The organism is Micromonospora sp. WMMC264 (genome assembly GCF_027497275.1).
In the GTDB taxonomy this organism is placed as follows: Bacteria; Actinomycetota; Actinomycetes; order Mycobacteriales; family Micromonosporaceae; genus Micromonospora; species Micromonospora chalcea.
On the sequence record NZ_CP114907.1, the window covers coordinates 6,543,387 to 6,563,544 of the forward strand.

General features: G+C 68.6%; 28 protein-coding genes. All 28 read left to right on the top strand.

Features of this window, described 5'->3' with window-relative positions; genetic code table 11:
• Positions 1 to 60: 60 nt before the first annotated feature.
• The 28 genes from O7542_RS29285 (at position 61) to rplO (ending at position 20,156) form a co-directional block, all read left to right on the top strand.
• Positions 61 to 3,948, top strand: a complete 3,888-nt coding sequence (locus O7542_RS29285) for a DNA-directed RNA polymerase subunit beta' (protein WP_043328234.1) — start codon at positions 61 to 63, stop codon at positions 3,946 to 3,948.
• Between the two features lie 101 nt (positions 3,949 to 4,049).
• A complete protein-coding gene (locus O7542_RS29290; RefSeq protein WP_281605489.1) occupies positions 4,050 to 4,418 on the top strand; it encodes a hypothetical protein in 369 nt (122 codons plus the stop codon).
• A 331-nt stretch (positions 4,419 to 4,749) separates the two neighbouring features.
• Entirely contained in the window at positions 4,750 to 5,121 is a 372-nt protein-coding gene (locus O7542_RS29295; protein ID WP_176722859.1) for a hypothetical protein, read from the top strand.
• Between the two features lie 502 nt (positions 5,122 to 5,623).
• The gene (rpsL, locus tag O7542_RS29300) at positions 5,624 to 5,998 is read left to right on the top strand and encodes a 30S ribosomal protein S12 (protein WP_007465318.1); all 375 of its coding nucleotides are present in this window, start codon (positions 5,624 to 5,626) and stop codon (positions 5,996 to 5,998) included.
• Position 5,999: 1 nt separating this feature from the next.
• The gene (gene rpsG / locus O7542_RS29305; protein WP_013288637.1) at positions 6,000 to 6,470 is read left to right on the top strand and encodes a 30S ribosomal protein S7; all 471 of its coding nucleotides are present in this window, start codon (positions 6,000 to 6,002) and stop codon (positions 6,468 to 6,470) included.
• 75 nt (positions 6,471 to 6,545) lie between these two features.
• Positions 6,546 to 8,642, top strand: a complete 2,097-nt coding sequence (fusA, locus tag O7542_RS29310; protein WP_030501610.1) for an elongation factor G — start codon at positions 6,546 to 6,548, stop codon at positions 8,640 to 8,642.
• A gap of 223 nt (positions 8,643 to 8,865) precedes the next feature.
• Positions 8,866 to 10,059, top strand: a complete 1,194-nt coding sequence (gene tuf, locus O7542_RS29315) for an elongation factor Tu (protein WP_013288635.1) — start codon at positions 8,866 to 8,868, stop codon at positions 10,057 to 10,059.
• Between the two features lie 355 nt (positions 10,060 to 10,414).
• Positions 10,415 to 10,723: a 30S ribosomal protein S10 gene (gene rpsJ, locus O7542_RS29320; protein WP_007073037.1), complete on the top strand. Its 309-nt coding sequence runs from the start codon at positions 10,415 to 10,417 to the stop codon at positions 10,721 to 10,723.
• A gap of 11 nt (positions 10,724 to 10,734) precedes the next feature.
• Positions 10,735 to 11,400 (top strand): 50S ribosomal protein L3, encoded by a 666-nt coding sequence (rplC, locus tag O7542_RS29325; RefSeq protein WP_030501609.1) that lies wholly within the window; start codon positions 10,735 to 10,737, stop codon positions 11,398 to 11,400.
• On the top strand, positions 11,397 to 12,062 hold the full coding sequence (gene rplD / locus O7542_RS29330; RefSeq protein ID WP_013288633.1) for a 50S ribosomal protein L4: 666 nt from the start codon (positions 11,397 to 11,399) through the stop codon (positions 12,060 to 12,062). Before rplC ends, rplD begins: the two co-directional genes overlap by 4 nt.
• The gene (rplW, locus tag O7542_RS29335) at positions 12,059 to 12,361 is read left to right on the top strand and encodes a 50S ribosomal protein L23 (protein ID WP_013288632.1); all 303 of its coding nucleotides are present in this window, start codon (positions 12,059 to 12,061) and stop codon (positions 12,359 to 12,361) included. The genes rplD and rplW overlap by 4 nt, the downstream gene beginning before the upstream one ends.
• 12 nt (positions 12,362 to 12,373) lie before the next feature.
• Positions 12,374 to 13,213, top strand: coding sequence for a 50S ribosomal protein L2 (gene rplB, locus O7542_RS29340; RefSeq protein WP_013288631.1), 840 nt, complete (start codon positions 12,374 to 12,376; stop codon positions 13,211 to 13,213).
• A gap of 12 nt (positions 13,214 to 13,225) precedes the next feature.
• Positions 13,226 to 13,507 (top strand): 30S ribosomal protein S19, encoded by a 282-nt coding sequence (gene rpsS / locus O7542_RS29345; RefSeq protein WP_007073032.1) that lies wholly within the window; start codon positions 13,226 to 13,228, stop codon positions 13,505 to 13,507.
• Between the two features lie 40 nt (positions 13,508 to 13,547).
• Positions 13,548 to 13,997: a 50S ribosomal protein L22 gene (gene rplV / locus O7542_RS29350; protein WP_018784552.1), complete on the top strand. Its 450-nt coding sequence runs from the start codon at positions 13,548 to 13,550 to the stop codon at positions 13,995 to 13,997.
• Positions 13,997 to 14,884: a 30S ribosomal protein S3 gene (gene rpsC, locus O7542_RS29355; protein WP_013473694.1), complete on the top strand. Its 888-nt coding sequence runs from the start codon at positions 13,997 to 13,999 to the stop codon at positions 14,882 to 14,884. Before rplV ends, rpsC begins: the two co-directional genes overlap by 1 nt.
• A gap of 3 nt (positions 14,885 to 14,887) precedes the next feature.
• Complete coding sequence (gene rplP, locus O7542_RS29360; protein ID WP_007465292.1) at positions 14,888 to 15,313, top strand: 50S ribosomal protein L16; 426 nt, start codon at positions 14,888 to 14,890, stop codon at positions 15,311 to 15,313.
• Positions 15,313 to 15,549: a 50S ribosomal protein L29 gene (gene rpmC, locus O7542_RS29365; protein WP_013288628.1), complete on the top strand. Its 237-nt coding sequence runs from the start codon at positions 15,313 to 15,315 to the stop codon at positions 15,547 to 15,549. Before rplP ends, rpmC begins: the two co-directional genes overlap by 1 nt.
• Positions 15,546 to 15,821 (top strand): 30S ribosomal protein S17, encoded by a 276-nt coding sequence (rpsQ, locus tag O7542_RS29370; RefSeq protein ID WP_030501606.1) that lies wholly within the window; start codon positions 15,546 to 15,548, stop codon positions 15,819 to 15,821. Before rpmC ends, rpsQ begins: the two co-directional genes overlap by 4 nt.
• 98 nt (positions 15,822 to 15,919) lie before the next feature.
• Positions 15,920 to 16,288 (top strand): 50S ribosomal protein L14, encoded by a 369-nt coding sequence (gene rplN / locus O7542_RS29375; RefSeq protein WP_007073026.1) that lies wholly within the window; start codon positions 15,920 to 15,922, stop codon positions 16,286 to 16,288.
• Entirely contained in the window at positions 16,285 to 16,605 is a 321-nt protein-coding gene (gene rplX / locus O7542_RS29380) for a 50S ribosomal protein L24 (protein WP_013288626.1), read from the top strand. The genes rplN and rplX overlap by 4 nt, the downstream gene beginning before the upstream one ends.
• On the top strand, positions 16,605 to 17,174 hold the full coding sequence (gene rplE / locus O7542_RS29385; protein ID WP_018784556.1) for a 50S ribosomal protein L5: 570 nt from the start codon (positions 16,605 to 16,607) through the stop codon (positions 17,172 to 17,174). The genes rplX and rplE overlap by 1 nt, the downstream gene beginning before the upstream one ends.
• Before the next feature lies 1 nt (position 17,175).
• Positions 17,176 to 17,361: a type Z 30S ribosomal protein S14 gene (locus O7542_RS29390; RefSeq protein WP_007073023.1), complete on the top strand. Its 186-nt coding sequence runs from the start codon at positions 17,176 to 17,178 to the stop codon at positions 17,359 to 17,361.
• Between the two features lie 98 nt (positions 17,362 to 17,459).
• Entirely contained in the window at positions 17,460 to 17,867 is a 408-nt protein-coding gene (gene rpsH, locus O7542_RS29395; RefSeq protein ID WP_013288624.1) for a 30S ribosomal protein S8, read from the top strand.
• 16 nt (positions 17,868 to 17,883) lie between these two features.
• Positions 17,884 to 18,426 carry a 50S ribosomal protein L6 gene (gene rplF / locus O7542_RS29400; RefSeq protein WP_013288623.1) on the top strand — a complete coding sequence of 181 codons (543 nt, stop codon included), beginning with the start codon at positions 17,884 to 17,886 and terminating at the stop codon, positions 18,424 to 18,426.
• A 67-nt stretch (positions 18,427 to 18,493) separates the two neighbouring features.
• Positions 18,494 to 18,883: a 50S ribosomal protein L18 gene (rplR, locus tag O7542_RS29405; protein ID WP_030501605.1), complete on the top strand. Its 390-nt coding sequence runs from the start codon at positions 18,494 to 18,496 to the stop codon at positions 18,881 to 18,883.
• A gap of 33 nt (positions 18,884 to 18,916) precedes the next feature.
• Positions 18,917 to 19,531: a 30S ribosomal protein S5 gene (gene rpsE, locus O7542_RS29410; RefSeq protein WP_013288621.1), complete on the top strand. Its 615-nt coding sequence runs from the start codon at positions 18,917 to 18,919 to the stop codon at positions 19,529 to 19,531.
• Complete coding sequence (gene rpmD / locus O7542_RS29415) at positions 19,531 to 19,713, top strand: 50S ribosomal protein L30 (RefSeq protein ID WP_013473693.1); 183 nt, start codon at positions 19,531 to 19,533, stop codon at positions 19,711 to 19,713. The genes rpsE and rpmD overlap by 1 nt, the downstream gene beginning before the upstream one ends.
• A complete protein-coding gene (gene rplO, locus O7542_RS29420; RefSeq protein ID WP_018784561.1) occupies positions 19,713 to 20,156 on the top strand; it encodes a 50S ribosomal protein L15 in 444 nt (147 codons plus the stop codon). Before rpmD ends, rplO begins: the two co-directional genes overlap by 1 nt.
• Positions 20,157 to 20,158: the final 2 nt, after the last annotated feature.

The window sequence follows — 20,158 nt, forward strand, 5'->3', positions numbered from 1 at the left end:
CCGGCCGGCCCCCGACCCCGCCCATGATCTAGCTGTAAAGACGACGACATAGGGGACATAGTGCTCGACGTCAACTTCTTCGACGAGCTGCGCATCGGCCTCGCCACCGCTGACGACATCCGTCAGTGGTCCCACGGCGAGGTCAAGAAGCCCGAGACCATCAACTACCGCACCCTCAAGCCGGAGAAGGACGGGCTCTTCTGCGAGAAGATCTTCGGTCCTCAGCGGGACTGGGAGTGCTACTGCGGTAAGTACAAGCGGGTCCGCTTCAAGGGCATCATCTGCGAGCGCTGCGGCGTCGAGGTGACCCGCTCCAAGGTTCGCCGGGAGCGGATGGGTCACATCGAGCTGGCCGCTCCGGTGACCCACATCTGGTACTTCAAGGGCGTGCCGAGCCGGCTGGGCTACCTGCTGGACCTCGCCCCGAAGGACCTCGAAAAGATCATCTACTTCGCCTCGTACGTCGTGACGAGCGTGGACGCCGAAGCGCGTCACCGCGACCTCTCGACCATCGAGAACGAGATCCTGGCCGAGAAGCGGCAGGCGGAGAACAGCCGCGACTCGGAGATCGAGAAGCGGGCCGCCAAGCTGGAGGCCGACCTGGCCGAGCTGGAGGCCGAGGGCGCGAAGGCGGACGTCCGGCGCAAGGTCAAGGAGGGCGGAGAGCGCGAGATGCGCCAGATCCGCGACCGGGCCCAGCGCGAGATCGACCGCCTCGACGAGGTCCTCGACACCTTCCGCAAGCTGGAGCCGAAGCAGCTGGTCACCGACGAGCTGCTCTACCGCGAGCTGCGCGACCGCTTCGGTGAGTACTTCACCGGCAGCATGGGCGCCGAGGCGATCAAGGCCCTGGTCCAGAACATGGACCTGGAGGCCGAGGCGGAGAACCTGCGCGAGACCATCCGCTCCGGCAAGGGCCAGCGGAAGATCCGGGCGCTCAAGCGGCTCAAGGTCGTCGCGGCGTTCCAGAACACCCGGAACTCGCCGCTCGGCATGGTGCTGGACTGCGTCCCGGTCATCCCGCCGGACCTGCGCCCGATGGTGCAGCTCGACGGTGGCCGTTTCGCGACCTCCGACCTGAACGACCTGTACCGGCGTGTGATCAACCGGAACAACCGCCTCAAGCGGCTGATCGACCTCGGCGCGCCCGAGATCATCGTCAACAACGAGAAGCGGATGCTCCAGGAGGCCGTCGACGCGCTGTTCGACAACGGCCGTCGTGGTCGTCCGGTCACCGGCCCCGGTAACCGGCCCCTGAAGTCGCTGTCCGACATGCTCAAGGGCAAGCAGGGCCGGTTCCGCCAGAACCTGCTCGGCAAGCGCGTCGACTACTCCGGCCGTTCGGTCATCGTGGTCGGCCCGAAGCTCAAGCTGCACCAGTGCGGCCTGCCCAAGCAGATGGCGCTGGAGCTGTTCAAGCCGTTCGTGATGAAGCGGCTGGTCGACCTCAACCACGCGCAGAACATCAAGTCCGCCAAGCGGATGGTCGAGCGGCAGCGGCCGGTCGTGTGGGACGTGCTGGAAGAGGTCATCGGCGAGCACCCGGTGCTGCTGAACCGCGCGCCGACCCTGCACCGTCTGGGCATCCAGGCCTTCGAGCCGCAGCTGGTCGAGGGCAAGGCCATCCAGATCCACCCGCTGGTCTGCACCGCGTTCAACGCCGACTTCGACGGTGACCAGATGGCGGTCCACGTGCCGCTGTCCGCCGAGGCCCAGGCCGAGGCGCGGATCCTGATGCTGTCGTCGAACAACATCCTCAAGCCGGCCGACGGCAAGCCGGTCACCATGCCCACCCAGGACATGGTCATCGGTCTCTACCACCTCACCCACCTCACTCCGGGTGGCAAGGGCGAGGGCCGGGCGTTCAGCTCGGACGCCGAGGCGCGGATGGCGTACGACAACGGCGAGCTGCACCTGCAGGCGCCGGTCCGGATCCGGCTGCGCGACGTCGTCGGTGTGGACAACGGCGCCGGCGCCGAGCCGTGGACCGCCCCCGAGGGCTGGACCGAGGGCGAGCCGGTGACCGTGGAGACCACGCTGGGCCGGGTCCTGTTCAACGAGACGCTGCCCCCGGGCTACCGCTTCGTGAACTACGAGATCCGCAAGGGCCAGCTCTCCGCGATCGTCAACGACCTCGCCGAGCGCTTCCCGAAGGTGGCCCTGGCGGCCACCCTGGACGGGCTCAAGGAGGCCGGTTTCCACTGGGCCACCTGGTCCGGCGTCACCATCGGCATGGAGGACGTCATCGCTCCGCCGCGCAAGCGGGAGATCCTGGAGCGGTACGAGAAGGAAGCCGACCGGATCGACAAGCAGTACCAGCGTGGTCTGATGACCGCCGAGGAGCGTCGCGGCGAGCTCATCGAGATCTGGACCAAGGCGACCAACGAGGTCGCCAAGGAGATGGACACCGCGCTGCCGCAGGAGAACCCGCTGTGGAAGATGATCAACTCGGGCGCCCGCGGTAACCTGCTCCAGCTCCGGCAGATCGCGGCGATCCGTGGTCTGGTGGCCAACCCGAAGGGTGAGATCATCCCGCGGCCGATCAAGGCCAGCTACCGGGAGGGTCTGTCCGTGCTGGAGTACTTCATCTCCACGCACGGTGCCCGTAAGGGTCTCGCGGACACCGCCCTGCGTACCGCCGACTCGGGTTACCTGACCCGGCGTCTGGTGGACGTCTCGCAGGACGTCATCATCCGCGAGGAGGACTGCGGCACCGACCGCGCCATCCCGATGCAGGTCGGCGAGCGCATCGACGGCAAGCTGGTCGTGCACGAGCACGCCGAGACCAGCGTGCACGCCCGGACGCTGGCCGACGACATCAAGGGGCCGGACGGCACCGTGGTGGCCCACCGCGGCCAGGACATCAACTCGATCCTGGTGGACGCGATCGTCGCCGCCGGTACCGAGACGGTGCGGGTGCGCAGCGTGCTCACCTGCGAGTCGAAGCTGGGCGTCTGCGGTGCGTGCTACGGCCGCTCGCTGCCGACCGGCAAGACCGTGGACGTCGGCGAGGCGGTCGGCATCATCGCCGCCCAGTCGATCGGTGAGCCGGGTACGCAGCTGACGATGCGTACCTTCCACACCGGTGGTGTCGCGGGTGAGGACATCACCCAGGGTCTGCCCCGTGTCCAGGAGATCTTCGAGGCCCGGGTGCCGAAGGGTAAGGCGCCCATCGCCGACACCCCGGGTCGCATCCGGATCGAGGACGGCGAGCGGTCCCGCAAGATCGTGGTCATCCCGGACGACGGCAGCGACGAGATCGTCTACGACAAGATCTCGAAGCGGGTCCGGCTCCGGGCGCACGACGGCGACCACGTCGAGGTCGGCGAGAAGCTCACCGAGGGCACCATCGACCCGCACGAGCTGCTGCGCATCCTCGGCCCGCGCGCGGTCCAGGTCCACCTGACCCAGGAGGTCCAGGAGGTCTACCGCTCGCAGGGTGTGCTCATCCACGACAAGCACATCGAGATCATCATCCGCCAGATGCTCAAGCGGGTGACGGTGATCGACTCCGGCTCGACCGAGTTCCTGCCGGGTGTGCTGGTCGACCGGGCGCTGTTCGAGTCGGAGAACCGCCGGCTCGTCGGCGAGGGTGGCGAGCCCGCCGCCGGTCGCCCGGTGCTGATGGGTATCACCAAGGCCTCGCTGGCCACCGACTCCTGGCTGTCGGCGGCCTCCTTCCAGGAGACCACCCGGGTGCTGACGGACGCGGCGATCCACGCCCGCAGCGACTCGCTGATCGGCCTCAAGGAGAACGTGATCATCGGTAAGCTCATCCCGGCCGGTACGGGCATCAGCAAGTACCGCAACGTCCGGGTCGAGCCGACCGAGGAGGCGAAGGCCAAGGTCTACTCGATGACCGGCTACCCGGAGACCGACTACGGCTTCGGGCCGGCCAGCGGCCAGGCGGTTCCGCTGGACGACTTCGACTTCGGGTCGTACCGCTAAGCACCAGGAAACGACGAGGCCCCCGGCAGCTGCCGGGGGCCTCGTCGCGTCCGGGCCGGCTTGCCGGGACCGGGGAACCGGTTCCGGGCATGATGGAAGGCATGACGACAGTGCCCGGGCCGGCGCCCGTCGTGCCGCAGGCGCACCGCCATCCGCACGACCCGGAGCCGGTCCGCTCCACCAAGGCGCGGGCGGTCTTCGCGCTCGGCCTGATCGGCGCGCTCACCGGTCTGTTCGTCGGCGGCGCGGTGCCGGCCACGATCGCGCTCACGCTGGCCCGGCAGGCGCGCCGCGAGGCGTACACATCTGGTGGTTATCTCACCGGCGGCGACTGGCTGCGGCGCGGCGAGCGGATGGCGCGGACCGGGCTGGTGCTGACCGCGGCGGCGGTGGTGGCGGCGGTGGTGATCGGCGTGGTCCGGTACGCCGACGGCTCGTTCGGCCACGACTTCGCGCCGAACTTCGACTGACCGGGCGGGGGAGCGGAGCCGCGCCCGCCCACCCGGCCGTGACCGGCGACGGTAGCCTGGCCGGTGTCCGCCGGGTGGCGGGCGGGTGTGGACAGGAGGAACCGTGACGGAACCGGCCGCGCCGGGAGGCGACCCGAACCGCCCGGGGCCGTATCCGCCGGGTTCCGCGTCCGCGCCGGCGCATCACCCGCACGGGGCGTACCCGGGGAACGCGCCGGGTCACGGCGGCGGGTGGCCGGCGCCGGGAAGCGCGCCCGGCCACGGGGGCTGGGGGCCGGCGTTCCCGCCGCCGCCGGCCGAGGCGCCGCGGCCGCCGAAGCGGGTCGACGCGGTGCCGGGTACGCCGTTCGGGGTGGTCCACCTGGACGTGCCGCCGGTCACCTCGGGGCTCGCCATCGGCTCGTTGATCGCGGGGATCGCCGCGATTCTGGTTTCTCTTCTGGTCTTCTGCTTCGGTATCGCCGGGCCGGACTACGGTGGCGCCTGGGCGGCCGGCGCGTTCACCGTGCTCGGCGCGCTGATCGGGGTCGGCGCGGTGGTCGCCGGGCTGCTGGCCCGGCGGCAGATCCGGCGGCCGGCGCCGCCGCCGGCGGTGCGGTTCACCGGCGCCGGCCTGGCCGTGGCCGGGCTCTCCTGCGGCGGGGTGGGGCTGCTGTTCAGCCTGGTCGGGCTCGGGCTGGCCCTCGTGGTGCAGATCACGTGAGGTCCCCGGTGGGGCCGGTGCGGCCGGTGACCTGCCGCGACCGGTATGTCCGGGTGCCCGGGGGGTGGGCTGTGTCGGGGCCGCCGGGCCGCGCGGCGGACGAGCCGGTACACTTGTCACTGTAGGTGCCCATCATGGGCGCGTCGGCGATCCGGAGACCGGCCCGGCGGACCGCGGCAGCGGTCCTCCCGACCCATCCGTTTTGACCGGCGCGGCTGTGGTAGGTACTCTTTCCCCTTGTGCCCGGGCTCGCCCGGGCAATGCGTGCGTGCGCTGGAACCGGTCAGCCGGTGAATCGCGCGGTCGCACCATCAAGACCAAACAACCCGGTACGACGCGCCAGCGGCCGGCACCGGGACCGTGACTTGGGCGACACGCCCGACCGCGGGTGCTGGGACGCCGTCAGGCGGCCCCGGTTGGAATGTAGGAGAGCCGCCCATCCGGACGGCTGGAGCAGACGGCGCGGTCGCCTCGCAGCGGCCGAAGGGAGCGGAGAAACCCGGTGCCCACCATTCAGCAGTTGGTCCGAAAGGGCCGTCAGGCCAAGACGACCAAGACCAAGACCCCGGCGCTCAAGGGGTCTCCCCAGCGGCGCGGCGTGTGCACCCGCGTGTACACCACCACCCCGAAGAAGCCGAACTCGGCGCTGCGCAAGGTCGCTCGTGTCAAGCTCAGCAGCCAGATCGAGGTGACCGCCTACATCCCGGGCGTCGGCCACAACCTTCAGGAGCACTCGATCGTGCTCGTGCGCGGCGGTCGTGTGAAGGACCTCCCCGGCGTGCGGTACAAGATCGTGCGCGGCTCGCTGGACACCCAGGGTGTCCGCAACCGCAAGCAGGCTCGCAGCCGCTACGGCGCGAAGAAGGAGAAGAGCTGACATGCCGCGTAAGGGACCCGCTCCGCGGAAGCCGCTGGTCGCTGACCCGGTGTACAACTCGCCCCTGGTCACCCAGCTGGTGAACAAGATCCTGCTGCGCGGCAAGCGTCAGCTCGCCGAGCGCATCGTGTACGCCGCCCTGGAGGGCTGCCGCGAGAAGTCCGGCACCGACCCCGTCGTCACGCTCAAGCGCGCGATGGACAACGTCAAGCCGACCCTCGAGGTGCGCAGCCGCCGTGTCGGTGGCGCCACCTACCAGGTTCCGGTCGAGGTCCGGCCGTCCCGCGCGACCACGCTCGGTCTGCGCTGGCTGGTGACCTACTCCCGGGCCCGGCGCGAGAAGACCATGGTCGAGCGGCTGATGAACGAGCTGCTGGACGCGAGCAACGGCCTCGGCGCCGCCGTCAAGCGGCGTGAGGACACGCACAAGATGGCCGAGTCCAACAAGGCCTTCGCGCACTACCGCTGGTAACACCTGAGGTTCCGGCGCCGGCAGGCGCCGGAACCGCCACCAGTTGTGTCGAGACGACGATAAGTAGGGATTGAAGTGGCCGCCGCAGACGCGCTCGCCAACGTACGCAACATCGGCATCATGGCCCACATCGATGCCGGTAAGACCACTACCACCGAGCGAATCCTGTTCTACACCGGCATCACGTACAAGATCGGTGAGGTCCACGAGGGCGCCGCCGTCATGGACTGGATGGAGCAGGAGCAGGAGCGCGGTATCACCATCACTTCCGCCGCCACCAAGTGCGAGTGGAAGGGCCACACGATCCAGATCATCGACACGCCCGGCCACGTCGACTTCACGGTCGAGGTCGAGCGGTCGCTGCGGGTTCTGGACGGTGCGGTCGCGGTCTACGACGGCGTGGCCGGCGTGGAGCCCCAGACGGAGAACGTCTGGCGGCAGGCGGACAAGTACAACGTCCCCCGGATGTGCTTCGTCAACAAGCTCGACCGGACCGGCGCCGACTTCTTCCGCTGCGTGCAGATGATGATCGACCGGCTCAACGCCACCCCGCTGGTGCTCCAGATCCCGATCGGCGCCGAGTCCGACTTCATCGGCGTGGTCGACCTGGTCGAGATGCGTGCGCTCACCTGGCGCGGCGAGACCCAGAAGGGTGAGGACTACGCGGTCGAGGAGATCCCGGCCGACCTCGCCGACTCCGCCGCGGAGTGGCGCGAGAAGCTGATGGAGACCCTCGCCGACGTCGACGACTCGGTGATGGAGAAGTACCTCGAGGGCGAGGAGATCTCGGCCGACGAGATCAAGGCCGCCATCCGCCGGGCCACCATCGCCGGCAAGGCCAACCCGGTCCTCACCGGCACCGCCTTCAAGAACAAGGGCATCCAGCCGATGCTGGACGCGGTCGTCGCGTACCTGCCCTCGCCGCTGGACATCCCGGCGATCGAGGGTACGGCCACCGACGGCGAGACCCCGCTGCAGCGGAAGCCCTCGGTCTCCGAGCCGTTCTCCGGCCTGGCCTTCAAGATCCAGACCGACAAGCACCTCGGCAAGCTGACGTACGTCCGGATCTACTCCGGCACGCTCGAGTCCGGTTCTCAGGTGATCAACTCCACCAAGGACCGCAAGGAGCGGATCGGCAAGATCTACCAGATGCACGCCAACAAGCGGGAGGAGCGCAGCTCCGCCCAGGCCGGCGACATCATCGCGGTGCAGGGTCTGAAGCAGACCACCACCGGTGACACCCTGTGCGACCCGGCGAACCCGGTCATCCTGGAGTCGATGACCTTCCCGGAGCCGGTCATCGAGGTGGCCATCGAGCCGAAGACCAAGGCCGACCAGGAGAAGCTCAGCACCGCCATCCAGCGGCTGGCCGAGGAGGACCCGACCTTCCGCGTCAAGCTGGACGACCAGACCGGTCAGACGGTCATCTCCGGCATGGGCGAGCTGCACCTGGACATCCTGGTCGACCGGATGCGCCGCGAGTTCAACGTCGAGGCGAACATCGGTAAGCCGCAGGTGGCGTACCGCGAGACCATCCGCCGCGCGGTGGAGAAGGTCGAGTACACCCACAAGAAGCAGACCGGTGGCTCCGGCCAGTACGCCCGCGTGATCATCAGCGTGGAGCCGCTGCCGCTCGGCAACGAGGCCCCGACCTACGAGTTCGCCAACGCCGTGACCGGTGGCCGCATCCCCCGGGAGTTCATCCCCTCGGTGGACGCGGGCGCGCAGGACGCCATGCAGTACGGCATCCTCGCCGGCTTCCCCCTGGTGGGCGTCAAGCTCACCCTGGTGGACGGCCAGTACCACGAGGTCGACTCGTCGGAAATGGCGTTCAAGATCGCCGGCTCGATGGCGATGAAGGAGGCGGCTCGCAAGGCCGACCCCGCTCTCCTCGAGCCGATGATGGCCGTTGAAGTCACCACTCCTGAGGAGAACATGGGTGACGTCATCGGCGACCTCAACTCCCGGCGTGGCATCATCCAGGCGATGGAGGAGCGCAGCGGCGCTCGCGTCGTCCGGGCCCTGGTGCCGCTGTCGGAGATGTTCGGCTACGTCGGCGACCTGCGGTCGAAGACCCAGGGCCGGGCTAGCTACAGCATGCAGTTCGACTCCTACGCCGAGGTTCCGAACTCGGTGGCCAAGGAGATCATCGCCAAGGCGACGGGTGAGTGACACTCACCCTCGGCTGATCCGATGACACGAGGGCGGTCGCGGGAGGGTTCTCCCGCCCGCGGCCACCTCGATCGGATTGCGTGAGACCGGGCCTGTAGGCTTCATCGCCGCAGAACCCACAAAAGCTCTCCGGCCTTCCGGCCGGAAAGGCTGTCGACAGAGTCCTAAGCGCCGAACGGCGCGCCGGGGCGAACGAACCAAGAAAGTCCACAGGAGGACACCAGTGGCGAAGGCGAAGTTCGAGCGGACTAAGCCGCACGTCAACATCGGCACCATTGGTCACATCGACCACGGTAAGACGACGCTGACGGCGGCCATCACCAAGGTCCTGCACGACCAGTACCCGGACCTGAACCCGTACACGCCGTTCGACGAGATCGACAAGGCGCCGGAGGAGAAGGCCCGCGGCATCACGATCTCCATCGCGCACGTCGAGTACCAGACCGAGGCGCGTCACTACGCGCACGTCGACTGCCCCGGTCACGCCGACTACATCAAGAACATGATCACCGGTGCCGCGCAGATGGACGGCGCGATCCTGGTGGTGGCGGCGACCGACGGCCCGATGCCGCAGACCCGCGAGCACGTGCTGCTGGCCCGTCAGGTCGGTGTGCCGTACATCGTCGTGGCGCTCAACAAGAGCGACATGGTCGACGACGAGGAGCTCCTGGAGCTCGTCGAGCTCGAGGTCCGTGAGCTGCTCTCCTCGCAGGAGTACCCGGGTGACGACCTGCCGGTCGTCCGGGTCTCGGCGCTGAAGGCCCTGGAGGGTGACCCGGAGTGGACCGGGAAGCTCCTGGACCTGATGAACGCCGTGGACACCGCGATCCCGCAGCCGGAGCGCGAGACCGAGAAGCCGTTCCTCATGCCCATCGAGGACGTCTTCACGATCACCGGTCGCGGCACCGTGGTGACCGGTCGCGCCGAGCGCGGCATCCTCAAGCCGAACGAGGAGGTGGAGATCGTCGGCATCCGTGAGAAGTCGATGAAGACCACCTGCACCGGCATCGAGATGTTCCGCAAGCTGCTCGACGAGGCCCGCGCGGGTGAGAACGTCGGTCTGCTGCTGCGCGGCATCAAGCGCGAGGACGTCGAGCGCGGCATGGTCGTCATCAAGCCGGGCACCACGACCCCGCACACGGAGTTCGAGGCGACGGTCTACATCCTCTCCAAGGAGGAGGGCGGCCGGCACACCCCGTTCTTCCAGAACTACCGCCCGCAGTTCTACTTCCGGACCACGGACGTCACCGGCGTCGTCACGCTGCCCGAGGGCACCGAGATGGTCATGCCGGGCGACAACACCTCGATGACGGTGAAGCTGATCCAGCCCATCGCCATGGAGGAGAACCTGAAGTTCGCGATCCGCGAGGGTGGTCGTACGGTCGGCGCGGGTCGCGTCACCAAGATCATCAAGTGAGCTGGGTAACCCCGATTAGCGTCGCCGCCGGTCGTGCGGCATACTAGTCAGGTTGCGTAACGACAGTCGGTCGCCTGCGTCCGGTTAACGCTGGACCTCCGGGAGTCAGACTGTCTCGCGTAGGGTGGTTGATCGCCATCGGCGGTCAACCACCCTCGCGCGGCGTCCAGGTCGCGGCCCCCGCGATCGGCGCCATGACCCACCGCGTGGTCAGAGAATCGCTCCGGAGTCCCGGGGCGGAGCCTGGCCCACGGGCGCGACACGCCCGACCGCGGGGGTCGGCGGAAGTGGGCCTGTGCCAGCCGGTACAGGCGCCCGCAACACAGCGGCATCGAGAGAAGGAACAGAAGCCACCATGGCGGGACAGAAGATCCGCATCCGGCTCAAGGCCTATGACCACGAGGTCGTCGACTCCTCGGCTCGGAAGATCGTCGAGACGGTGACGCGTACCGGGGCGCAGGTCGCTGGCCCGGTGCCGCTGCCCACGGAGATCAACCGTTTCTGCGTCATCCGCTCGCCGCACAAGTACAAGGACTCGCGCGAGCACTTCGAGATGCGTACGCACAAGCGTCTGATCGACATCATCGACCCGACCCCGAAGACGGTCGACTCGCTCATGCGCCTCGACCTGCCGGCTGGCGTCGACATCGAGATCAAGCTGTAGGGACCGGACAAATGGACAGGCAAGTCAAGGGGATCCTGGGCGCCAAGCTCGGCATGACCCAGGTCTGGGACAACAACAAGGTTGTGCCCGTGACCGTGGTTCAGGCCGGCCCGTGCGTCGTGAGCCAGGTTCGTAGCGCCGACAAGGACGGCTACTCCGCGGTCCAGCTGGCGTACGGGGTCATCGACCCGCGCAAGGTCAAGAAGCCGATCGCCGGGCACTACGCCAAGGCGGACGTCGCGCCGCGCCGGCACATCGTCGAGCTGCGCACCTCCGACGCCGCGGACTACGCGCCCGGCCAGGAGGTCACGGTCGAGGAGTTCCCGGCCGGCGCCGTGATCGACGTGACCGGCAAGACCAAGGGCAAGGGCTACGCCGGCCCGATGAAGCGGCACGGCTTCCACGGTCTGCGCGCGAGCCACGGTGTCGAGCGCAAGCACCGCTCGCCCGGCTCGATCGGCGCCTGCGCGACCCCGGGTCGCGTCTTCAAGGGCACCCGGATGGCGGGCCGGATGGGTGGCGTGCGCTACACCGTCCAGAACCTGACCGTCCAGGCGGTCGACACCGAGAACAACCTCCTGCTCGTCCGCGGCGCCATCCCTGGCCCGAAGGGCGCGCTGGTCCTGGTCCGCACCGCGGCCAAGGCGAAGGTGAAGAAGGGCGGTGCGGCCAAGTGACCACCGTTGACGTGATCAACGTCGAAGGCGCCAAGAGCGGCTCCGTGGAGCTGCCGGCCGACATCTTCGACGCGCAGGCCAACATCGCCCTGATGCACCAGGTCGTGGTGGCCCAGCTCGCGGCGGCCCGCCAGGGCACGCACAAGACGAAGACCCGCGGCGAGGTCTCCGGTGGAGGCAAGAAGCCGTACAAGCAGAAGGGCACCGGTCGTGCCCGCCAGGGCTCGACCCGCGCGCCGCAGTTCGCCGGCGGTGGCGTGGTCCACGGCCCGGTGCCGCGCGACTACAGCCAGCGCACCCCGAAGAAGATGAAGGCCGCCGCCCTGCGTGGCGCCCTCTCCGACCGGGCCCGCGCCGGCCAGGTGCACGTCGTCGAGGCGTTCGTCTCGGGCGAGAAGCCGTCCACCAAGGCGGCCCTGGCCACGCTGACCAAGCTGACCCAGGCCCGTCGGGTCCTGGTCGTGCTGAGCAGCACCGACGAGCTGAACTGGGTGTCGCTGCGGAACCTGCGCAACGCGCGGGACAGCCGGGTGCACCTGATCGAGGCCGGCCAGCTCAACACCTACGACGTGCTGGTGGCCGACGACGTGGTCTTCACCAAGGAGGCCCTGGACGAGTTCCTGGGCGTTCCCGCCGAGACCACCGAGGAGGATGGCAAGTGAGCACGATCGCCGATCCGCGTGACGTCATCGTCGCGCCGGTCGTCTCGGAGAAGAGCTACAGCGAGCTGAACCGCAACTGGTACACCTTCCTGGTGCACCCGGACGCCAACAAGACCGAGATCAAGATCGCTATCCAGCAGATCTTCAACGTCCGCGTCCTGACGGTCAACACGCTCAACCGCGAGGGCAAGCGCAAGCGGACCCGTACCGGGTTCGGCAAGCGCAAGGACACCAAGCGCGCGATGGTGAAGCTGGCTGACGGTGACCGTATCGAGGCCTTCGGCGGCCCGGTCAGCTGAGGGGTGTAGACAATGGCTATCCGTAAGTACAAGCCGACGACGCCGGGCCGGCGTGGCTCGAGCGTTGCCGACTTCGCCGAGATCACCCGGTCGACGCCCGAGAAGTCGCTGCTGGCTCCGCTGCCGAAGAAGGGCGGACGCAACGCCCACGGCCGGATCACCACGCGGCACCACGGCGGCGGTCACAAGCGCCAGTACCGTCTGATCGACTTCAAGCGGGTCGACAAGGACGGCGTGCCGGCGAAGGTCGCCCACATCGAGTACGACCCGAACCGCACCGCGCGCATCGCGCTGCTGCACTACGCCGACGGCGAGAAGCGCTACATCATCGCGCCGAAGGACCTGAAGCAGGGCGACCGCGTCGAGTCCGGTCCGGGCGCCGACATCAAGCCGGGCAACAACCTGCCGCTGCGCAACATCCCGGTCGGTACCACCATCCACAACGTGGAGCTGCGTCCGGGCGGCGGCGCCAAGCTGGCCCGCTCGGCCGGCGTCGGCATCCAGCTGCTCGGCCGTGAGGGCGCGTACGCGACCCTGCGTATGCCGTCCGGTGAGATCCGGCGTGTGGACGTGCGCTGCCGCGCCAGCATCGGCGAGATCGGCAACGCCGACCAGTCGAACATCAACTGGGGTAAGGCCGGCCGTATGCGGTGGAAGGGCAAGCGCCCGACCGTCCGTGGTGTCGCGATGAACCCGGTCGACCACCCGCACGGTGGTGGTGAGGGTAAGACCTCCGGTGGTCGCCACCCGGTCAACCCGCAGGGTAAGCCCGAGGGCCGCACCCGTCGTAAGGGCCAGCCGAGCGACCGGCTGATCGTCCGCCGCCGCTACGCCACGCGTAAGCGCGGCTGAGGGAGATAAGACATGCCTCGCAGCCTGAAGAAGGGCCCGTTCGTCGACGACCACCTGCTCAAGAAGGTGGAGACGCAGAACGACAAGGGCTCGAAGAACGTGATCAAGACCTGGTCGCGCCGCTCGACGATCATCCCGGAGATGCTGGGTCACACGATCGCCGTGCACGACGGACGCAAGCACGTCCCGGTCTTCGTGACCGAGGCCATGGTCGGGCACAAGCTCGGCGAGTTCGCGCTGACCCGCACGTTCAAGGGTCACGAGAAGGACGACCGGAAGAGCCGCCGGCGCTGACGCCGCGGGCATACGGATAGAGGAACAAGGGGTTACAGCGATGCCAGGAAAGGGCGACGCTCCGGTGCTTCCGGGCGCGCGGGCGGTTGCGCGGCACGTGCGCATCTCGCCGATGAAGGCGCGCCGGGTGGTCAACCTCGTCCGCGGCCTGCCCGCGAAGGAGGCGCTCACGGTGCTGCAGTTCGCGCCGCAGGCTGCGAGCGAGCAGGTGTACAAGGTGCTCGCGAGCGCGATCGCCAACGCGGAGAACAACGAGCGGCTGGACCCCGACGCGCTGCTCGTCAGTGAGGCGTTCGTCGACGAGGGCCCGACCATGAAGCGGTTCCGGCCGCGTGCGCAGGGCCGGGCGTACCGGATCCGCAAGCGCACCTGCCACATCACCGTGGCGGTCGAGGCGGTCGCGCCGGCCGCGCCGAAGAAGTCGGCGAAGAAGGCCGCTCCGGCCAAGCCGGCCGCCGAGGAGCAGAGCACGACGGAGGGTGCCGAGTAATGGGTCAGAAGGTTCACCCGACCGGGTTCCGGCTCGGCATCTCGACCGACTGGAAGTCCCGCTGGTTCGCGGACAAGCTCTACAAGGACTACATCGGCGAGGACGTCAAGATCCGCCGCATGATGTCCAAGGGCCTCGAGCGCGCCGGCATCTCCAAGGTCGACATCGAGCGCACCCGGGACCGGGTCCGCGTCGACATCCACACCGCCCGGCCGGGCATCGTCATCGGCCGTAAGGGTGCGGAGGCCGACCGGATCCGCGGCGAGCTGGAGAAGCTCACCGGCAAGCAGGTCCAGCTGAACATCATCGAGGTCAAGAACCCCGAGTCGGACGCGCAGCTGGTCGCCCAGGGCGTTGCCGAGCAGCTGTCCAGCCGGGTCAGCTTCCGTCGGGCCATGCGCAAGGCGATGCAGTCCGCGATGAAGAACCCCGCCTGCAAGGGCATCCGGGTTCAGGTCTCGGGCCGTCTCGGCGGCGCCGAGATGAGCCGGACCGAGTTCTACCGCGAGGGCCGGGTTCCGCTGCACACGCTGCGGGCCAACATCGAGTACGGCTTCTTCGAGGCCCGTACCACCTTCGGCCGGATCGGCGTGAAGGTCTGGATCTACAAGGGCGACGCCGTCCCGGGCCGCGAGGCCCCGGCCGAGGCCGCCCCGTCGCGCGGCCCGCGCCGCGACCGTGGCGACCGGCCGGACCGGCCGCGCCGTGGCCGCTCGGGCTCGTCCGGTACGACCGCCGGTGGCACCGAGGCCGGCCGGGCTGCCGCGACCACCATCGCGCAGCAGGCGGAGACGCCGGCCGGTGAGCCGGTCGACAGCAGTGCTGTCGCCGCAGCCGCCTCGGCTCCGGTCGGTAACCAGCCGGCAGAAACGCAGCAGGAGGGCTGACAGATGCTGATGCCGCGCAAGCCCCCGAAGGGCTTCCGCAAGCCGCACCACCCGGACCGCAGCGGCGCGTCCAAGGGTGGTAACCGGGTGGTGTTCGGCGAGTTCGGGATCCAGGCTCTCGAGCCGGCGTACGTGACCAACCGCCAGATCGAGTCGGCGCGTATCGCGATGACCCGTCACATCAAGCGTGGCGGCAAGGTCTGGATCACGATCTTCCCGGACCAGGCCCTCACCAAGAAGCCGGCCGAGACCCGGATGGGTTCCGGTAAGGGTTCGCCCGAGTGGTGGGTCGCCAACGTGAAGCCGGGGCGGGTCCTCTTCGAGATGTCCTTCCCCAACGAGCAGATCGCGCGAGAGGCGATGCGTCGCGCGATCCACAAGCTCCCGATGAAGTGCCGCATTGTTACGCGCGAAGTGGGTGAATCCTGATGGCAGCGGGCGTCAAGCCCTCCGAGCTGCGTGAGCTCTCCGAGGAGGAGCTGGTCACGAAGTTGCGCGAGGCTAAGGCGGAGCTGTTCAACCTCCGCGTGCAGGCCGCAACCGGGCAGCTGGACAACAACCGGCGGCTGCAGGTCATCCGTCGGGAGATCGCCCGGATCTACACGATCATGCGTGAGCGTGAGCTGGGTCTCTCGGCCGCGCCGACTGAGGTGACTGCATCATGAGTGAGAACACCACCGCCCCCGCGCGGGCCCGCCGCAAGGTTCGCGAGGGCCTCGTGGTCAGCGACAAGATGGACAAGACCGTCGTGGTCGAGGTCGAGGACCGCGTCAAGCACGCGCTGTACGGCAAGATCATGCGCCGTACGAGCAAGCTGAAGGTGCACGACGAGCAGAACTCGGCCGGCATCGGCGACCGGGTCCTGATCATGGAGACCCGGCCGCTGTCCGCCACCAAGCGCTGGCGGCTCGTGGAGATCCTCGAGAAGGCCAAGTAGCGAAGGCTCGAGCTCGGCCGGGTCTCGGTCGGGCGCAGGTTCCGCCAGGCTCCGGCCGCCCCGAGCGGCCGGAGAACCGGCAGACATAGGAGATAGACGTGATTCAGCAGGAGTCGCGACTGCGCGTCGCCGACAACACGGGTGCCCGGGAGATCCTGTGCATCCGGGTGCTCGGCGGCTCCGGTCGGCGCTACGCGAGCATCGGCGACGTCATCGTGGCGACCGTCAAGGACGCGATCCCCGGTGCCGGTGTGAAGAAGGGCGACGTCGTCAAGGCTGTCGTCGTTCGGACCGCCAAGGAGAAGCGGCGGCCGGACGGGTCGTACATCCGCTTCGACGAGAACGCCGCCGTCATCATCAAGGACGGTGGGGACCCGCGCGGTACCCGTATCTTCGGCCCGGTCGGCCGGGAGCTGCGGGACAAGCGGTTCATGAAGATCATCTCTCTCGCGCCGGAGGTGTTGTGACCGTGAAGGTCAAGAAGGGCGACACGGTCGTCGTCATCGCCGGCAAGGACAAGGGTGCCAAGGGCAAGGTCATCGCGGCCTACCCGCGGCAGGACAAGGTCCTGGTCGAGGGCGTGAACCGGGTCAAGAAGCACACCCGTATCAGCACCACCCAGCGTGGCGCCAAGACCGGTGGCATCGTCACCCAGGAGGCCCCGATCCACGTCTCGAACGTGATGGTCCTGGACTCCGACGGCAAGCCGACCCGCGTCGGCTACCGGATCGACGACAACGGCCAGAAGGTCCGCATCGCGCGTAGCACCGGTAAGGACCTCTGATGACCACGGCTACCGAAACCAAGACCCTGCCGCGCCTCAAGGAGCGGTACCGCAACGAGGTGGTGGCCGAGCTGCAGAAGCAGTTCGAGTTCGCCAACCCGATGCAGGTGCCGCGGCTGGTCAAGATCGTCGTCAACATGGGTGTCGGCGAGGCTGCTCGCGACGCCAAGCTGATCGACGGGGCCGTTCGCGACCTGGCCACCATCACCGGCCAGAAGCCGCAGGTCCGGCGGGCCACCAAGTCCATCGCGCAGTTCAAGCTCCGCGAGGGCATGCCGATCGGCGCGAAGGTCACCCTCCGCGGCGACCGGATGTGGGAGTTCCTGGACCGGCTGCTCTCGATCGCGCTGCCGCGTATCCGCGACTTCCGCGGCCTGGACGGGCGCAAGCTCGACGGGCACGGCAACTACACGTTCGGCCTGACCGAGCAGTCGGTGTTCCACGAGATCGATCAGGACAAGATCGATCGCCAGCGGGGCATGGACATCACGGTGGTCACGACCGCCACGACCGACGACGAGGGCCGGGCGCTGCTCAAGCTCCTGGGCTTCCCGTTCAAGGAGAACTGAGATGGCCAAGAAGGCGCTGATCCTCAAGGCGGCCGCGAAGCCGAAGTTCTCGGTTCGCGCGTACACCCGCTGCCAGCGGTGCGGGCGTCCGAAGGCGGTCTACCGCAAGTTCGGTCTCTGCCGGGTGTGCATCCGGGAGATGGCCCACCGCGGTGAGCTGCCCGGCGTGTCCAAGGCTTCCTGGTAATAGCCCGGCGCGCTCCGGCGCGTCAGCTGAACTGTCTCTTCGCCGTAGGCCCCGGGCCTGGCCCGGGGAACCCCGGCGAGAAAGGTTGACGAGTTTTCATGACGATGACCGACCCGATCGCAGACATGCTCACGCGTCTGCGTAACGCCAACCAGGCGTACCACGACCGGGTGACGATGCCCTACTCGAAGATCAAGGCGAACATCGCCGAGGTCCTCAAGGCCGAGGGTTACATCGCCACCTGGTCGGTCGAGGAGCCCGAGGAGGGCGCCGTCGGCAAGCGACTGGTCGTCGAGCTGAAGTACGGCCAGAACCGCGAGCGGAGCCTGGCCGGCATCAAGCGCGTGTCCAAGCCCGGTCTCCGGGTGTACGCCAAGTCGGACGGGCTCCCGCGGGTGCTCGGCGGGCTGGGCGTGGCGATCATTTCGACGTCCCAGGGGCTGCTCACCGACCGGCAGGCCCGCAAGCGGAGCGTTGGCGGGGAAGTCCTCGCCTTCGTCTGGTAACGGGAGACAGGTAGAAATGTCGCGTATTGGACGTAAGTCGATCCCGGTGCCTGCCGGCGTCGACATCACGATCGACGGCCGGACCGTCAAGGTCAAGGGCCCCAAGGGCGAACTGAGCCACGTGCTGGCCGAGCCGATCACGGCGGAGCGGGGCGAGGACGGCGAGCTGCACGTCAACCGGCCCAACGACGAGCGCAAGGCCAAGGAGCTGCACGGCCTGAGCCGGACGCTGGTGGCCAACATGATCGTCGGCGTGACCGAGGGCTACCGCAAGAGCCTGGAGATCGCCGGCACCGGTTACCGCGTGACCGCCAAGGGCAAGGACCTGGAGTTCGCGCTCGGGTTCTCGCACCCGGTCCTCGTGCCGGCGCCGGAGGGCATCACCTTCACGGTCGAGAAGCCGACGCTGTTCCACGTGGCCGGCATCGACAAGCAGCAGGTCGGTGAGGTCGCCGCCAACATCCGGAAGATCCGCCCGCCGGAGCCCTACAAGGGCAAGGGCGTGAAGTACCAGGGCGAGGTCATCCGCCGCAAGGCTGGTAAGGCGGGCAAGAAGTGACCGCGGCCATCAACACCCGGGCGAGGTCGTCCGCCGGCCGTGAGGCCGTGAGAAAGGCAGGTAAGAAGTGAGCGCCACGCTGCTCAAGCGCCGCCGCGGCGTCGCCGCCAAGCGTGCCGTCGGGCGTGCGCGTCGGCACTTCCGGGTCCGCAAGAACGTCAGCGGCACCGCCGAGCGTCCCCGCCTCGTCGTCACCCGCTCCCTGCGGCACATGGTGGCCCAGGTCGTGGACGACACCAAGGGTCACACCCTGGCGTCGGCCTCGACCATGGACGCCTCGCTGCGCGGCGCCGAGGGCGACAAGAGCGCCCTGGCCGGCAAGGTCGGCGCCCTGCTCGCCGAGCGCGCCAAGGCCGCCGGCGTCTCGAAGGTCGTCTTCGACCGCGGTGGCAACCGGTACGCGGGGCGTGTCGCCGCGCTTGCCGACGCCGCCCGCGAAGCCGGGCTCGAGTTCTAGAAACCCCGTCACGAGAGAGAAGGAAGGCTGCTGATGCCAGGTCAACAGCGCCGTGGCGGCGGGTCCGGTGGCAACGAGGGTGGTCGCCGCGACAACCGCCGTGAGGGCGGCCGCGGAAACGCGCCCGTCGAGAAGACCCCGCACCTCGAGCGGGTCGTCGCGATCAACCGCGTCGCCAAGGTCGTGAAGGGTGGTCGTCGCTTCAGCTTCACCGCCCTGGTGATCGTGGGCGACGGCGACGGCACCGTCGGTGTGGGCTACGGAAAGGCCAAGGAGGTGCCCGCGGCGATCGCCAAGGGTGTCGAGGAGGCCAAGAAGCACTTCTTCAAGGTGCCGCGGATCGGTCAGTCGATCCCGCACCCGGTCACGGGCGAGGACGCGGCCGGTGTGGTGCTGCTCAAGCCGGCCTCCGCCGGTACGGGTGTCATCGCCGGTGGTCCGGTGCGTGCCGTGCTGGAGTGCGCGGGCATCCACGACGTGCTCTCCAAGAGCCTCGGCTCGTCCAACCCGATCAACATCGTGCACGCCACGGTGGCGGCCCTGAAGGGGCTCGAGTCCCCGGAGCAGGTCGCGGCCCGTCGTGGTCTGCCGGTCGAGGACGTCGCGCCGGCCGCCATGCTGGCGTCGCGGGCGGGGGTGGCGTCCTGATGGCACGCCTGAAGGTCACCCAGGTCCGGTCCGAGATCGGGACCAAGAAGAACCAGCGTGACTCGCTGCGTTCGCTCGGTCTCAAGCGGATCAACGACGTGGTGGTCAAGGAGGACCGGCCGGAGATCCGCGGCATGATCTTCACGGTCAACCACCTCGTGAAGGTCGAGGAGGTCGAGTAATGACGATCAAGGTGCACCACCTGCGTCCGGCTCCGGGTGCCAAGACCGACAAGACCCGCGTGGGTCGCGGTGAGGGCTCGAAGGGCAAGACCGCCGGTCGCGGTACCAAGGGTTCGAAGGCCCGGAAGAACATCTCGCCGGCGTTCGAGGGTGGGCAGATGCCCATCCACATGCGCCTGCCGAAGATGAAGGGCTTCAAGAACAAGTTCAAGGTCGTGTTCCAGGTGGTCAACCTGGACCGGCTGGCCGAGCTGTTCCCGAACGGCGGCCAGGTCGGCCCGGTCGAGCTGGTCGAGGCCGGCGCGGTCCGCAAGGGTCACCCGGTCAAGGTGCTCGGCACCGGCGACCTCGGTGGCGTGTCTCTCCAGGTCTCGGCGCACGCGTTCAGCGCGTCGGCCAAGGAGAAGATCACCGCCGCCGGTGGCTCGGTCACCGAGCTGTAAGG

What these genes read in the sequence shown, in the direction of transcription:
- O7542_RS29290 (WP_281605489.1), top strand. Translation starts at nt 4,050, where the DNA reads ATGACGACAGTGCCCGGGCCGGCGCCCGTCGTGCCGCAGGCGCACCGC.
- rpsG (WP_013288637.1), top strand. Translation starts at nt 6,000, where the DNA reads ATGCCGCGTAAGGGACCCGCTCCGCGGAAGCCGCTGGTCGCTGACCCG.
- rpsJ (WP_007073037.1), top strand. Translation starts at nt 10,415, where the DNA reads ATGGCGGGACAGAAGATCCGCATCCGGCTCAAGGCCTATGACCACGAG.
- rplC (WP_030501609.1), top strand. Translation starts at nt 10,735, where the DNA reads ATGGACAGGCAAGTCAAGGGGATCCTGGGCGCCAAGCTCGGCATGACC.
- rplB (WP_013288631.1), top strand. Translation starts at nt 12,374, where the DNA reads ATGGCTATCCGTAAGTACAAGCCGACGACGCCGGGCCGGCGTGGCTCG.
- rpsS (WP_007073032.1), top strand. Translation starts at nt 13,226, where the DNA reads ATGCCTCGCAGCCTGAAGAAGGGCCCGTTCGTCGACGACCACCTGCTC.
- rplV (WP_018784552.1), top strand. Translation starts at nt 13,548, where the DNA reads ATGCCAGGAAAGGGCGACGCTCCGGTGCTTCCGGGCGCGCGGGCGGTT.
- rpsC (WP_013473694.1), top strand. Translation starts at nt 13,997, where the DNA reads ATGGGTCAGAAGGTTCACCCGACCGGGTTCCGGCTCGGCATCTCGACC.
- rplP (WP_007465292.1), top strand. Translation starts at nt 14,888, where the DNA reads ATGCTGATGCCGCGCAAGCCCCCGAAGGGCTTCCGCAAGCCGCACCAC.
- rpmC (WP_013288628.1), top strand. Translation starts at nt 15,313, where the DNA reads ATGGCAGCGGGCGTCAAGCCCTCCGAGCTGCGTGAGCTCTCCGAGGAG.
- rpsQ (WP_030501606.1), top strand. Translation starts at nt 15,546, where the DNA reads ATGAGTGAGAACACCACCGCCCCCGCGCGGGCCCGCCGCAAGGTTCGC.
- rplE (WP_018784556.1), top strand. Translation starts at nt 16,605, where the DNA reads ATGACCACGGCTACCGAAACCAAGACCCTGCCGCGCCTCAAGGAGCGG.
- O7542_RS29390 (WP_007073023.1), top strand. Translation starts at nt 17,176, where the DNA reads ATGGCCAAGAAGGCGCTGATCCTCAAGGCGGCCGCGAAGCCGAAGTTC.
- rpsH (WP_013288624.1), top strand. Translation starts at nt 17,460, where the DNA reads ATGACGATGACCGACCCGATCGCAGACATGCTCACGCGTCTGCGTAAC.
- rplF (WP_013288623.1), top strand. Translation starts at nt 17,884, where the DNA reads ATGTCGCGTATTGGACGTAAGTCGATCCCGGTGCCTGCCGGCGTCGAC.
- rpsE (WP_013288621.1), top strand. Translation starts at nt 18,917, where the DNA reads ATGCCAGGTCAACAGCGCCGTGGCGGCGGGTCCGGTGGCAACGAGGGT.
- rpmD (WP_013473693.1), top strand. Translation starts at nt 19,531, where the DNA reads ATGGCACGCCTGAAGGTCACCCAGGTCCGGTCCGAGATCGGGACCAAG.
- rplO (WP_018784561.1), top strand. Translation starts at nt 19,713, where the DNA reads ATGACGATCAAGGTGCACCACCTGCGTCCGGCTCCGGGTGCCAAGACC.